Source organism: Kineococcus sp. NBC_00420, assembly GCF_036021035.1.
Lineage (GTDB): Bacteria > Actinomycetota > Actinomycetes > Actinomycetales > Kineococcaceae > Kineococcus.
The window spans coordinates 3,726,132-3,738,918 of the sequence record NZ_CP107930.1; the positions used below are offsets into that span (position 1 = coordinate 3,726,132).

The window sequence follows — 12,787 nt, forward strand, 5'->3', positions numbered from 1 at the left end:
GCGGAGGGGGATCAACCAATGATCATCGGAGTGGGCATCGACGTCGTCGACGTCGCGCGCTTCAAACGTCAGGTCGAACGGACACCGTTGCTGCTGGAACGCCTCTTCGGCGACGGCGAGCGGAACCTGCCCGCGGAGTCCCTCGCGGCGCGGTTCGCGGCCAAGGAGGCCGTGGCGAAGTCGCTCGGCGCGCCCGTCGGGCTCGTGTGGCGCGACGTCGTCGTCGAACGCGAGGACGGCCACCGGCCGGAGATCATGGTCCGCGGGAGCGCCAAGAAGATCGCCGACGCGGCGGGAGTGTCGGTCTTCCACCTCTCGCTCTCCCACGACGCCGGGATCGCGACGGCCATGGTCGTGGCCGAGAGCCGCTGACGTGATCGCCGCGCACCGCGTCGCCGACGTCCGCGCTGCCGAGCGGGCGACGATGGTCGGGCTCCCCGGGGGCGCGCTCATGCAGCGGGCCGCGGCGGCCCTCGACGTCGAGTGCGCGCGGATCCTGCGCGAGGCGACCGGCGGGGTCAGCGGACGCTCGGTGCTCGTCCTCGCGGGCTCCGGCGACAACGGCGGCGACGCCCTCTACGCCGCGGCCCGCCTCGCCGCTCGTGGGGTCGGGGTCACCGCGCTCACGACCTCCGACCGCGTCCACGACGACTCGCTGCGCTCGGCCCGCCGGGCGGGCGTGCGCACCCGGCCGTGGCGAGCGGGCGACGAGGACGTCTGCGCCGCAGCGGACCTGGTCCTCGACGGGATCGCCGGCATCGGCGGTCACGGTGGTCTGCGCCCGGACTTCGAGGGGCTCAGCGCCCTCGACGGACCGGTCGTCGTGGCCGTCGACGTCCCCTCCGGTCTCGACGCCGACACCGGCGCGCTCACCGGCGAGCTGATGGCCGCCGACGTCACCGTCACCTTCGGCACGGCGAAGCCCGCGCACCTGCTGGCCCCGGCTGCGGCCCGCTGCGGCCGGCTCGTCGTCGTCGACCTCGGCACCTCCCACCACCTCCCGGAACCGGCGGTCCGGCGGGTCGAGCCGCAGGACGTCGCCGCCCGCTGGCGCCGCGCCGCCCCCGGCGACGACAAGTACTCCCGCGGCGTCGTCGGCGTCGTCGCGGGCGGGCCGGACTACACCGGCGCCGCGGTCCTCGCCGTCGAGGCCGCCGTCCGGGCCGGGGCCGGGATGGTGCGCTACCTCGGTCCGCGCCACCCCACCGAACTCGTCCGGCAACGGCGTCCCGAGGTCGTCGCGGGTCCGGGCCGGGTCCAGGCCTGGGTGCTGGGGCCCGGGGTCTCCCCGGACGACCCGGAGCAGCAGGACCGCATCCGCGACGCGCTGGCCTCGGGCGAACCCGCCGTCGTCGACGCCGGCGCCCTCGGCGGCCTGCCCGACACCCTCGGCCCGCAGCACGTCCTCACCCCCCACGCCGGGGAACTGGCCCGCCTGCTCGGGGCCGAGCGGCGCGACGTCGAGGCCGACCCGCTGACCCACGCCCGCCGCGTCCACGAGCGCACCGGGGCCACGGTCCTGCTCAAGGGCTCGGTCACCACCGTCGTCGGCGCGCACGGCGTGTTCACCGCCGCGTCCGCGCCGACCTGGCTCGCCACCGCCGGGGCCGGTGACGTCCTCGCCGGGATCCTCGGCGCAGCCCTCGCGGGTCGCCCCGACGAGGACCCCGCGCAGGTCGCCGCGGACGTCGCGGTGCTGCACGGCCGGGCCGCCGCCCTCGCCTCGGCCGGTGGTCCGCTCGCCGCCCTCGACGTCGCCGACGCCGTCCCCGCGGCGCTCACCTCCCTGCCTGGCTGGTGAACCGTGGGCGGGTACCGTCGAGTCGTGCAACCACGACCCGGGGTGCCCGCGGAGGCCGTCGTCGACCTCGACGCGATCGCGCACAACGTCGCCGTCGTGCGTGAGCAGGTCGGTCGCGTCGAGGTGATGGCCGTCGTGAAGGCCGACGCCTACGGCCACGGGCTCGTCCCCGTCGCCCGGGCGGCGCTCGCGGGCGGGGCGACGTGGCTGGGGGTGGCCCACGTGCACGAGGCCACGGCCCTGCGCGAGGCGGGCGTCGACGCCGACCTCCTCGCCTGGATCCTCACTCCCGGAACGGACCTCGTCCCGGCCGTGCGGGCCCGGGTGGACCTCTCGGTGGCCGCGGTGTGGGCGCTGGAGATGGTCGTTGAGGCGGCCCGCACGACCGGGACGACGACCCGGGTGCACCTCGAGGTCGACACCGGGATGTCGCGCGGGGGAGCCTCCCCGGCCGAGTGGCCCGCGCTGCTGGACGCCGTGGCCAAGCACGTCGCGGACGGGACCGTCCAGGTCCGCGGGACCTGGGCGCACTTCGCCAGCGCCGACGTCCCCGGTGACCCCTCCGTCCCCGCCCAGCTCGAGGCCTTCGAGGCGGCGCTGCAGACCGCCCGCGACCACGGGGTCGACCCGGGCCTGCGCCACCACGCGAACTCCGCCGCCGCGATGTTCGTCCCGGAGTCGCGCTACGACCTCGTCCGCGTCGGACTCGCCGTCTACGGGCTCTCGCCCGCTCCCGAACGAGCCACCGGGGCCGAGCTGGGGCTGGTCCCCGCCATGACGCTGGCCGCCCGCCTCGCCCACGTCCGCCGCGTCCCCCGCGGGGCCGGTGTCTCCTACGGCCTGACCTACACCGCCGGGGCCGACACCACCCTCGGGCTGGTCCCGCTCGGCTACGGCGACGGCGTCCCGCGGCACGCCTCCTGGAACGGTGCCGGGTCGGGGGAGGTCCTCGTGGCCGGCGCCCGGCGGCGGATCGCGGGCCGGGTCTGCATGGACCAGGTCGTCGTCGACCTCGGCGACGACGTCGCCGCCCCCGGTGACCCCGCGATCGTCTTCGGTCCCGGCCTGGACGGGGAGGCCACCGCCGACGACTGGGCCCAGGCGGCCGGGACGATCTCCTGGGAGATCGTCACCCGCATCGGCTCCCGCGTCCCGCGCCGCTACACCGGCCGGCTCGCCGGGGTGCCCGCGTGAGGGCGGCGCTGCGTCCCGCCCGCCGGCACCGCCCCACGGTGCGCGGCGAGGAACTCCAGTCGCTGACCGGCGAACCCGTCGAGGTCGAGACCGACGACGGGGTCCGGCTGCACGTCGAGGTCGACCCCGCGGACCGCCCGGACGCGCCCACCGTCGTGTTCCAGCACGGCTACGCGCTGACCGCGGACAGCTGGCACTTCCAGCGCCTGGCGCTGCGCGGGCGGTACCGCCTCGTGCTGCCGGAACTGCGCGGGCACGGCCGCTCCGCCCGCGGCCCGGCCGGCCCGGTCACCATCGCCCGCCTCGCCGACGACCTCGGACAGGTCATCGACGCGGTCGCCCCGGACGGGCCCGTCGTGCTCGTCGGGCACTCCCTCGGCGGGATGACGGTCATGGAGCTGACCGTCCGCCGCCCCGACCTGCTGGACCGCCTCGAGGGGGTCGCCCTCGTCGCCACCAGCGCCGGCGGGATGGCCGCCGTCGACCACGGACTGCCGATGCTCGGCCACCACCTCGTCCGCTGGGCCGAACTGGCCCTGGAACGCGCCGCGGGCCGGACCGACGTGCTCGAACGGAGCCGCCGCGTCGGCGGGGACCTCGAGCAACGTCTCGTGCGGCACTGGAACTTCGCCGGACCGGTCACCCCGGAACTCCTGCGGCTCGCGGCCCGGATGATGGCCGGGACCCCCGTCGACGTCATCGCGGACCTGCTGCCCGCCTTCGGCACCCTCGACGAACGCGAGGCGCTCGCCAACCTCGCCGGTCGTCCCGTCCTGGTGCTCGCCGCCGAACGCGACCTGATGACCCCCGCGGCCCACGGCCGGGAGATCGCCGAGGCCGTCCCCGGCGCCGAGCACGTCCTGGTCCGCGGGGCCGGGCACCTGCTGATGCTCGAGCACCCGAGCGTGGTCACCGCCCGGTTGGAACGGTTGCTGGAGCGCGTCGGGACCCGGCGGGGCCTGCCCGCCGACGAGGTCGTCGTCCCGGTGCCCGCACCCCGCACCCGCCGGAGGCGACGGTGAGCCGGCGGTGAGCGACGTGGAACTCGTCCTGGCCGCCCCGGAGGACACCGTCGCCTTCGGTGCCCGGGTGGGCGGCGCCCTGCGGGCCGGTGACCTCGTCCTGCTCTCCGGGGACCTGGGCGCGGGGAAGACGACGTTCACCCGCGGTCTCGCCGACGCCCTCGGCGTCCGCGGTCCGGTGACCTCGCCGACGTTCGTCATCGCCCGCGTGCACCCCTCCCTCGTGGGCGGGCCGGAACTCGTCCACGTCGACGCCTACCGGCTCGGCTCGCTCGCCGAGGTCGACGACCTCGATCTCGACACCGACGCGCAGGACGCCGTCACGGTGGTCGAGTGGGGCCGCGGGCTCGTCGAGGGGCTCACCGGCGACCGACTCGAGATCGACCTGCTCCGCCCGCACGGAGGGGTCCCCGGCGTCGAGGGCGAGGAACCCGTCGAACCGCGCCGGGTCCGCGTCCGGGCCGTCGGTGCCCGCTGGGTCGGGGTGGACCTCACGTGAACCTCAGCGAGACCACCGACGACGAGCGCGTCCGGGGGTTCTCCCGCCGCCACGCCGCACGCCCCCGCGTCGGGGTCCTCGTCGTGCACGGGTTCACGGCGACGCCGCTGACCGTCGCCGGCTGGGCGGAGGAGTTCCACGCGGCCGGGTTCGACGTCGAGGTGCCGCTGCTGCCCGGCCACGGCACCACCGCGCACGACTGCGACGCGAGCACCTGGGCCGACTGGCTCGGTGGAACCGCGGCGGCCCTGGCCCGGCTGGAGAACGAGTCCGTCGTGGTCGCCGGGATCTCGATGGGCGGCGGCCTCGTGCTGCGGTTGGCGCAACTGCACCCCGACCGCGTCCACGCCGTCGTCCTGGCCAACCCGGCCGTCGGGCTCGACCCGCTGCGGGCGCTCGCCGTCCAGACGCTGGGGCGGGTCCTGCCGACCTGGCCCGCGATCGCGGGGGACCTCGCGGACCCCTCGGTGCGCGTCCTCGCCTACGACAGCACCCCGTTGCGGGCGTTGGTGTCGCAGGCCGCGGGCTGGCGCGACGTGCGCCGCGACCTGGCCCGGGTGCGCCAGCCGGTGCTGCTGCTGCGGTCCCGGGTCGACCACGTGGTGCCCGCGTCGTCGTCCCGGACCGTCCTGGCCGGGATCTCCTCCCGCGACGTCACCGAGGTGGTCTACGCCAACAGCTTCCACGAACTCACGTCGGACGTGGACTCGCCGTCGGTGTTCGCGGAATCGGTGCGGTTCGCTCGCCGCGTCGGCGGCTGAGGCGTTCCAGGGGGAGGAACGCGGCCCAGCAGACGACCGTCGGCAGGAAGTGGATGCCGAGGGTCAGGTAGGTCGAGAGGTGGAACACCACCACGGCCCCCAGGGCCGCCCAGAGCAGTCGGCGCCGCAGGAAGAGGGCGACCGGGGCAAGGAACTCGCAGCAGAGCACCACCCACTGCACGGCGACGAGGAACTGCGGGACCTCCAGCAGCAGGCGCGACACCGCGTTCCCACGGCGGGTCAGTGCCCACACCGTGACGGCGCCGTCGGCCCACGCCGCGGGGGTCCCGCTGCGGACCCACTTGCTCACCGCGGAACCGGTGTAGGTCATCACCGTGGCGATCTGCACGCACCGCACCGCCCACCCGGCGCTCCGGCTGGGGCGCAGGTCGTCGGCGTCGGCGCGCCCCACGCTCAGCAGCGCGAACACCGCCACGACGATCGCCATGTGGTCGTGGGCGACGTAGCCGAACCCCATGCTCCAGAACACCCAGGGCAGGTAACCGACGGCGGTGCAGACCCATCCGATGTGCCCCAGCCGACGGGTGAGGCTCAGGGCGAAACCCGCGGCCATGAGGACGAGGGCGGTCGTGGCGGTCAGCGACGTCGGCGGCGGCAGGTGCAGGGTGCGCCCGACGATCCCCGGGTGCCAGAACGCGGCGACGTGGACGTGCTGCAGGACGTGGTTCGTGAGCAGCGTCGCGTCGAGGAGGACGAACCCCGCCAGGATCCGGCGCAACCACGCGACCCGGGCGGCCGGGACGGCCGGGACCAGCCAGTCGAGGACCGTCACCGCGACCACTGCGCCAGGACCGTCAGCTCCGGCGCGCCGGAGGCGGTCGCGTCGCGCAGCCGCTGGGAGGAGCGGACGAGCCGCAGCCCGTCCAGCAGCGGGGCCGAGGGGTGCAGGGCCGCGCGGGAGCGCGCGAGGTCGCCCAGGAGTTCCGGGTGGTCGATGACGCGCAGCTGCTGGCTCTCCAGTTCGGAACGGGAGAGCCCGACCGACCCGGGGCTGAGCGCGACCCGCACGACCTCGCCGTCGGCGGTGATGCCCTCGAGGTAGGTGGAGACGACGGTGCCGTCGCTCGCCCGGGGGGTCGCGTACTGCGACAGCGAACCGAGCGGGAACCAGTCGTTGGTGTCGCGCAGCTGCGCGCCGAGCAGGACGGCGAGGCCGACGACGAGGACGAGCACCCGCCACGCCGAACGCGGGACGGACAACCGCGGCGGACCCTCGACCACGAAACCCCCTGCTGCTGCGTTCCCGACCGAGTTGCCGACCGAGCGGCCACTGTAGTGACCCGGCTACCCTGCTCGCGTGCTCCTGCTCGCGATCGACACGGCCACCGCCGGCGTGGCGGTCGCCGTCCACGACGGCGACCGGGTCCTGGCCGCCGCCCGCGCGGGGGACGCGCGCCACCACAACGAGGTGCTCGTCCCCACGATCGCCGCCGTCCTCGAGGAGGCCGGCCGGGAGCGGACCGACGTCACCGACGTCGCGGTGGGGGTCGGTCCCGGCCCCTACACCGGGCTGCGGGTGGGGCTGGCGACGGCGCGCACGCTGGCCCTGGCCTGGGGGGCCCGGATCCACGGGGTCTGCTCGCTCGACGTGCTGGCCGCGCAGGCCGTCGCCGAGGGATTGACCGGGGAGTTCCTCGTCGCCACCGACGCCCGCCGCCGCGAGGTCCACACCGCGCGCTACCTCGCCACGACCGAGGGGGTGCGGCGGACCGCCGGTCCCGACGTCGTCGCCCCGGCGTCGCTGACCCCCGACGTCCCCGTCGTGGGCGCCGGCACGCGGCTCTACCCCGACGTCCTCGGACCCGCCCGGGCCCCCTTCGACGCCGACGGTGCTGCGCTGGCCCACCTGGTCGTCGACACCCTCGCCGGCCGGGCGACGTGGGAACTGCTGCCCCCGGAACCGCTGTACCTGCGGCGCCCCGACGCGACCGAGCCGGGAGCGCGCAAGCGCGTCACGGCGTGACGGAGCACGACTCGGCGTAGCCTGTCGATCGATACAGCGGGAAGTCTCGACGAGGAGGTCTCCATGCCAGCGACGACGCCGGCCGCACCGTCCGGAACCGTGCTCGCCTCGGCCGTCAGCCGGGCGACCAGACGGCTGATGCCGATGATCGTGATCCTCTACGTCGTCGCGTTCCTGGACCGCACCAACGTGGGGTTCGCGACGAAGGGCCTCGAGCTGGACCGCGGCATCTCCACCGCGGCGTACGCGTTCGGGGCCGGGGTGTTCTTCATCGGCTACGCGATCTTCGAGATCCCCAGCAACCTCGCCCTGCAGCGGTTCGGCGCCAAGCTGTGGCTGGCCCGCATCGCCATCACCTGGGGCCTGGTGTCGGCGTCCTTCGCCTTCGTGCAGGGCGAGAAGTCGTTCATCGCCCTGCGTTTCCTGCTCGGGGTGACCGAGGCCGGGTTGTTCCCCGGCATCATCATGTACCTCTCGGAGTGGTTCCCCAACCGCGACCGCGTGCGGTTGTTCGCCATCTTCTACCTGGCCCAGCCGTTCTCGCAGATCATCGGTTCCCCGCTCTCGGGAGTCCTCATCGACGTGGGGAACGCCTCGGCCGGCGGCGTCACCGGGTGGCAGCTGATGTTCGCCGTGGAGGGCGCGCTGGCCGTGATCGCCGGCGTGGCCGCGATCTTCCTCCTGGTGGACTCCCCGGAGAAGGCGACGTTCCTGTCCGCGCCGCAGAAGACGGCCCTGCGCGAGGCGATGGCCGGTGAGGACGAGCTGCGCCGCAGCGACGGGCCCAGCGGGGTGTGGGCGGCCATGCGCAACGGCCGGGTCTGGTACTTCACCGTCATCTACTTCTGCCTGCAGATCGCGGTGTACGGGGTGACGTTCAACCTGCCGGACCAGGTGTCCAGCCTGGTGGGCCGCGACGTCGGCTGGCAGGTCGGGCTGATCGCCGCGATCCCGTGGACCGTCGGCATCTTCGCCTGCTACTACGTCGGCAAGAACGCCGTGACCGTGACCCGTCGCCGGGTCTGGGGCGCGTGGTTGTTCGCCAGCACCGGGATCTTCGTCTTCGGTTCCGCGTGGGCCGGAGCCAACGGGTACGCGCTGCTGGGCATCCTCTTCATCACGATCGCGGTGTCGTCGTTCCTCAGCATCGGCCCCATCGCCTGGTCCTTCCCGACGGCGTTCCTCACCGGACCGGCCGCCGCGGCCGGCATCGGGCTCATCAACTCCCTGGGCAACCTCGGGGGTTTCGTCGCCCCGAACCTTCGGGAGGGGATCGTCGGCGCCACCGGCTCCGACGCGCTGGGGATCGCCGCGCTGGGCGTCCTGCCGTTCCTGGCCGCGGTGATGATGCTGGGCACCAAGCGGTTCCGCACGAGTTCCGACCGGTTGCTGGTGGACGTGCGCGGGGAGCGTGCGGACCGCAAGGCCTGACCGGGAGGAGGGGAACGTTCGGCGGCCCGGACCGCTCCGGGAGCCGCCGAACGTTCCCCTTCCCGGGCCGCGTCAGTGACGCGCGTCCCACCACTGCAGCACCCGGGTCCCGAGGAACGTGAGCCAGCGCGAAGGTTCTCCGACCTCGCCGTCGACCTCGAACCACGACCGCCCGGGGTGGCGGTGCTCCAGCAACCACGTCCCGTCCTCCCGGCGGTCGGCGCGCACGACCTCGACGGCCTCGGCCAGTCGCGGATCGGGAGGACTCCCGTCGTGCAGGTTCGCGGCGCGGAAGTGGTCGAGGGCGTTGAGGGCGTTGTACTCCCAGCGCAGCGGGAAGGCGAAGCGGCTCACCCAGGGTCCGACGGGTTCCCCGGTCGAGAGCCGGTGCAGCAGCCGGCGCTCCAGCAGGTACTCCTCCCCGGCGTGGCGGGCCGAACGCAGTTCCGCGGAACCCCCGGTGGCCCGTTCGTGGGCCAGCAACCCCTTGAGGGAGTTCAGCGTGGAGTGGAACGAGGAGCGGGTGGAACCGTCCACCCAGGCGCAGTTCCAGCCGCCGTCGGGCAGCCGGTGGTCCACGAACCACCGCGCGATCCCTGAGCCTGGATCCACCGTCCCGTGATGCTGCGGGGGCCAGTACGTGAGGCGGCGGGTGGCTTCTGACCTGCAACGATGGGACTTCTCTACGGTTCCAACGCAGCAGCAAGGAAGACACCCGCCAAATGCAAGTCTCGCACGCCCTCCCCACCACCGCGGCGGCGTCCTCGATCACCTTCGACGACCCAAACCTCATCGCCCACGCCGGCCTGGCCCCGGCCCTGCAACTGGCCCAGACCGCGGGCCTGCACGACCTGCTCGGCCAGCACCTCACCCTCGCCGGGCCCGGGTCGGCTAACGCTGCGGCCAAGGCCACCGGCCTGGTCGCCGGGATGTTAGTCGGCGCCGACAGCATCGACGACATGGACGTCCTGCGACACGGCGCGAACACGAAACTGTTCGACGACGTCCGCGCCCCCTCGACCTTGGGGACGTTCCTGCGGACCTTCACTCACGGCCACGTCCGCCAACTCGACGCCGTCGCGGCCCGGTTCCTGACCGGCCTGCAGACCACGACCGCCGCGGTTGGGTCACCGCTACTGGCCGATGCCGACCAGATCCTCTACGTCGATGTCGACGACACCATCCGCCAGACCTACGGCTACGCCAAGCAGGGCGCCGGATACGGCTACTCGAAAGTCAAAGGCCTGAACGCGATGCTGGTGACCGCGACCACCCCGGCCAGCACGCCGGTGATCGTGGGAACCCGCTTGCGAAAGGGATCGGTCGCCAGCGCTAAGGGTGCGCCGAAACTACTGGGCGATGCCCTAGCGACCCTCAAACGCACCGGCACCGGCACCGGCACCGGTGCTGGTGCTGGTGCGGCTACCGGTGGCGGGTTGGTGATCGTGCGGGCCGATTCGGCCTACTACAACCACGCCGTGATCGCCGCCGCCCGCCGCGGCCGGGCCCGCTTCTCCCTCACCGCTCGCAGCAATCCCGCTGTCCGGCGGGCGATCGCGGGCATCGCCGACGATGCCTGGACGCCGATCAAGTACACCGACGCGGTCTGGGATGAAGACGACCGGCGCTGGGTTTCTGATGCCGAGGTCGCCGAGACGACCTACACCGCGTTCACCGGCCGCAGGAAGGCTGAGCACGTGAGGGCGCGGTTGATCGTCCGCCGCGTCAAACGGTTGAACCCCGCCGCTCTCGGTCGGGGGCAGGGTGAGTTGTTCGAGACCTATCGCTATCACGCGGTGTTCACCGACTCCCCGCTGCCGATGCTGGTCGCGGAGAAAGATCACCGCGCGCACGCGGTGATCGAGTCGGTGATCGCCGAGGCCAAGGACGGGCCGTTGGCGCATCTGCCGTCGGGGAAGTTCCAGGCCAACGCTGCCTGGTTGGTGTTGGCCGCGATCACGCACAACCTGACCCGAGCCATTGCCGCGTTGGCGGGGACGACCCACCGTCGCGAACGTGCTGGGACGATCCGGGGCAAGCTGATCAGCTTGCCGGCGCGGGTCGCGTTCTCGGCTCGTCGGCTGCGGTTGCACGCCCCGTCCGGCTGGCCCTGGCAGTCCGGCTTGGAGAACGTGTTGGTCGCCATCGTTGAAATCGACCGGCATCAGCCGGTCGTGACCCGCCGGATCTGAGCACTGCCCGACGCCCACCGCCCGAGAGGGCACGACCAGGAATCGCCGTGGAAGAGCCAACACCCGGTCGGCGGCTATCTGATGCCCTGCTCGTGGTGACCTGCCTTCGGCAGGTCACCACGAGCTCATCGGTCATTCGGTGGTGGATCCAGGCTGAGACGTCGGCGCCGAGCCAGGTGCCGTTGGCCAGCGTCCACGCGTTGACGCAGCAGTCGACCTCGCCGCCCCAGTAGGCCAGGCCCTGGTACTCCCAGCGGGAGTTCTCGGCGAGGGCGTCGGCCGTGCCGGTCAACGCGGAGGCGTCCACCCCCCACTCGCGCAGGTCGTTCAGCGCCCACGTCGTGGCCGTCCAGGGTTGTCCGTCCTCCGCGGGGCTCGCGTCCGCCGGGAAGTACGCCCCACCGGCCCACTGCCCGTCGGCGTCCTGCGCGGCCAGCAGGCGCGCGCCGAAACCCTCGGTCGGGACGCGGTCACGGGTGGCCTCCCAGACCTGCGGTGGAGCGTCGAGCAGGTCGCGTTCGACCTGCCAGCGCAGGGCGGGGTCGGAGTCGAGCAGCCAGTCCAGCGTCGCCCGGGGCAGCACCATGCGCCCAGGCTAGTCAGCGGGGCTCAGCCGGCGAGGCGACGCGTGGTGGCGAGGTGGAGGGCGCCCATCACGGCGGGGGCCAGCGCCATCCCGGGGTTGCGCCGCTGGATCCCCAGCAGGGAATCACCGAGCTGCACCGCACCGGCGATCGCCAGCAGGGTCGGGGTGGACCGGTCACCGCGGGCCAACGACACCAGCAGGGGGACGGCGACGGCCGCGGTGCGGACGGCCGAGGACGCGGCCCAGAACGATGCCAGCGGGTCGGCTGACCTGTTCGGCTGCACGTACTCCGGCCGCAGCACACCCCGCACGGCGAAGCCCGCGGCCGCGGCAGCACCCATCGCGTTGAGCGCCAGGACCGATCTCCGCACCGAGGACACCCCGGGATCCAACCACCTACCCTGACCCGGTGGGAACCGTCGAACTGCACGAGATGCGCTGGTGGCACGTCGCCGACGTGCACGTCCTCGAACAGGACCTCTTCGGCTCGACGGCCTGGTCGCTGGAGTCGTTCTGGGGTGAGCTGGCGCAGCCGAACCGGAGCTTCCTCGTCGCCCTCGAGGACGGGCGTGTCGTCGGCTACGGCGGGGTCGTGGTGACCGGTGCCGACGCCGACGTGCAGACCCTCGGCGTCGCCCGCGACCAGCAGGGCCGGGGGACCGGCCGGACGCTGCTGCGGGCCCTGCGCGAGGAGGTCGTCGCCCGGGGTGCGACCCACCTGTTGCTGGAGGTCCGCGCCGACAACACCCCGGCGCAGAACCTCTACCTCAGCGAGGGTTTCGTCCAGATCGCCCGCCGGGCCCGCTACTACCAGCCCGACGACGTCGACGCGCTGATCCTGCGGGCCGACGTCAGGCGTCCTGGGAACTGACCCGCGAGTGGTGGCGGCGGGCCTTCATCCGGTTGCCGCACACCGCCATCGAGCACCAGCGTCCCGTTCCGGCCCGGGAGCGGTCGACGAAGAACAACCGGCACTCGGAGTTCGCGCAGGGCCGCAACCGCCCCGGACGTTCGCGTTCGAGGGTGTCCCAGGCCAGGACGGCGCGCACCACCGACGGGTTCGTGCCGGTCGTCCGCAGGACGCGCTCGATGCCCCGGGGGCCTACGGAGGCCGTCCAGGTGACGCCGACCAGCAGTTCCTGCAGCAGGGACGCGTCCCCGTCGCCGCGGACCACCGACTGCAGCAGGTCCCGCGCCCGCACCAGGGCGGGTCGTTCGCCCGCGTCCGTGGTGAGCAGGTCCTGCGGCCGGCCGTCCACCACCGGGGTGCTGTTCAGCAGGCCGAGCAGCAGTTCCTCGTCCGGATCGGTCATCTAA

The 12,787-nt window shown here is 73.7% G+C and carries 14 protein-coding genes and 2 pseudogenes; 10 read left to right on the forward strand and 6 right to left on the reverse strand.

Features of this window, described 5'->3' with window-relative positions; all coding sequences use genetic code 11:
- The first annotated feature begins 18 nt into the window (after positions 1-18).
- The 6 genes from OG218_RS18415 to OG218_RS18440 are packed head-to-tail and all read left to right on the forward strand — an operon-like array spanning position 19 to position 5,277.
- Entirely contained in the window at positions 19-372 is a 354-nt protein-coding gene (locus tag OG218_RS18415) for a holo-ACP synthase (protein ID WP_328294671.1), read from the forward strand.
- A 1-nt stretch (position 373) separates the two neighbouring features.
- Positions 374-1,801: an NAD(P)H-hydrate epimerase gene (locus tag OG218_RS18420; protein WP_328294672.1), complete on the forward strand. Its 1,428-nt coding sequence runs from the start codon at positions 374-376 to the stop codon at positions 1,799-1,801.
- A 24-nt stretch (positions 1,802-1,825) separates the two neighbouring features.
- Positions 1,826-2,995, forward strand: a complete 1,170-nt coding sequence (gene alr / locus OG218_RS18425; protein WP_328294673.1) for an alanine racemase — start codon at positions 1,826-1,828, stop codon at positions 2,993-2,995.
- The gene (locus tag OG218_RS18430; protein WP_328294674.1) at positions 2,992-4,017 is read left to right on the forward strand and encodes an alpha/beta fold hydrolase; all 1,026 of its coding nucleotides are present in this window, start codon (positions 2,992-2,994) and stop codon (positions 4,015-4,017) included. Before alr ends, OG218_RS18430 begins: the two co-directional genes overlap by 4 nt.
- A 16-nt stretch (positions 4,018-4,033) precedes the next feature.
- Positions 4,034-4,516: a tRNA (adenosine(37)-N6)-threonylcarbamoyltransferase complex ATPase subunit type 1 TsaE gene (gene tsaE, locus OG218_RS18435; RefSeq protein WP_380162233.1), complete on the forward strand. Its 483-nt coding sequence runs from the start codon at positions 4,034-4,036 to the stop codon at positions 4,514-4,516.
- Complete coding sequence (locus tag OG218_RS18440) at positions 4,513-5,277, forward strand: alpha/beta hydrolase (protein ID WP_328294676.1); 765 nt, start codon at positions 4,513-4,515, stop codon at positions 5,275-5,277. The genes tsaE and OG218_RS18440 overlap by 4 nt, the downstream gene beginning before the upstream one ends.
- Here OG218_RS18440 and OG218_RS18445 read toward each other — a convergent pair.
- Positions 5,207-6,070, reverse strand: a complete 864-nt coding sequence (locus OG218_RS18445; RefSeq protein WP_328294677.1) for a hypothetical protein — start codon at positions 6,068-6,070, stop codon at positions 5,207-5,209. The genes OG218_RS18440 and OG218_RS18445 overlap by 71 nt on opposite strands.
- Positions 6,067-6,519 carry a hypothetical protein gene (locus OG218_RS18450; protein ID WP_328294678.1) on the reverse strand — a complete coding sequence of 151 codons (453 nt, stop codon included), beginning with the start codon at positions 6,517-6,519 and terminating at the stop codon, positions 6,067-6,069. The genes OG218_RS18445 and OG218_RS18450 overlap by 4 nt, the downstream gene beginning before the upstream one ends.
- A gap of 76 nt (positions 6,520-6,595) precedes the next feature.
- On the opposite strand from OG218_RS18450, the gene tsaB reads away from it, so the two are divergent.
- Positions 6,596-7,261 carry a tRNA (adenosine(37)-N6)-threonylcarbamoyltransferase complex dimerization subunit type 1 TsaB gene (tsaB, locus tag OG218_RS18455; RefSeq protein WP_328294679.1) on the forward strand — a complete coding sequence of 222 codons (666 nt, stop codon included), beginning with the start codon at positions 6,596-6,598 and terminating at the stop codon, positions 7,259-7,261.
- 63 nt (positions 7,262-7,324) lie between these two features.
- Positions 7,325-8,692, forward strand: coding sequence for an MFS transporter (locus tag OG218_RS18460; protein WP_328294680.1), 1,368 nt, complete (start codon positions 7,325-7,327; stop codon positions 8,690-8,692).
- Positions 8,693-8,764: 72 nt separating this feature from the next.
- On the opposite strand, the pseudogene OG218_RS18465 reads toward OG218_RS18460, so the two are convergent.
- Positions 8,765-9,292 (reverse strand): annotated as a pseudogene (locus OG218_RS18465) (squalene cyclase); the annotation flags it as partial.
- Positions 9,293-9,414: 122 nt separating this feature from the next.
- On the opposite strand from OG218_RS18465, the gene OG218_RS18470 reads away from it, so the two are divergent.
- Entirely contained in the window at positions 9,415-10,884 is a 1,470-nt protein-coding gene (locus OG218_RS18470; protein WP_328294682.1) for an IS1380 family transposase, read from the forward strand.
- A 127-nt stretch (positions 10,885-11,011) separates the two neighbouring features.
- Here the strand turns inward: OG218_RS18470 and OG218_RS26695 are convergent.
- Positions 11,012-11,470, reverse strand: a pseudogene (locus OG218_RS26695) (squalene cyclase); the annotation flags it as partial.
- Between the two features lie 23 nt (positions 11,471-11,493).
- Positions 11,494-11,850 (reverse strand): hypothetical protein, encoded by a 357-nt coding sequence (locus tag OG218_RS18475; protein ID WP_328294683.1) that lies wholly within the window; start codon positions 11,848-11,850, stop codon positions 11,494-11,496.
- A 29-nt stretch (positions 11,851-11,879) separates the two neighbouring features.
- Between OG218_RS18475 and rimI the strand changes: the two genes are divergently transcribed.
- Complete coding sequence (gene rimI / locus OG218_RS18480) at positions 11,880-12,341, forward strand: ribosomal protein S18-alanine N-acetyltransferase (protein ID WP_328294684.1); 462 nt, start codon at positions 11,880-11,882, stop codon at positions 12,339-12,341.
- Here rimI and OG218_RS18485 read toward each other — a convergent pair.
- The gene (locus OG218_RS18485) at positions 12,322-12,783 is read right to left on the reverse strand and encodes a CGNR zinc finger domain-containing protein (protein WP_328294685.1); all 462 of its coding nucleotides are present in this window, start codon (positions 12,781-12,783) and stop codon (positions 12,322-12,324) included. The genes rimI and OG218_RS18485 overlap by 20 nt on opposite strands.
- Positions 12,784-12,787: the final 4 nt, after the last annotated feature.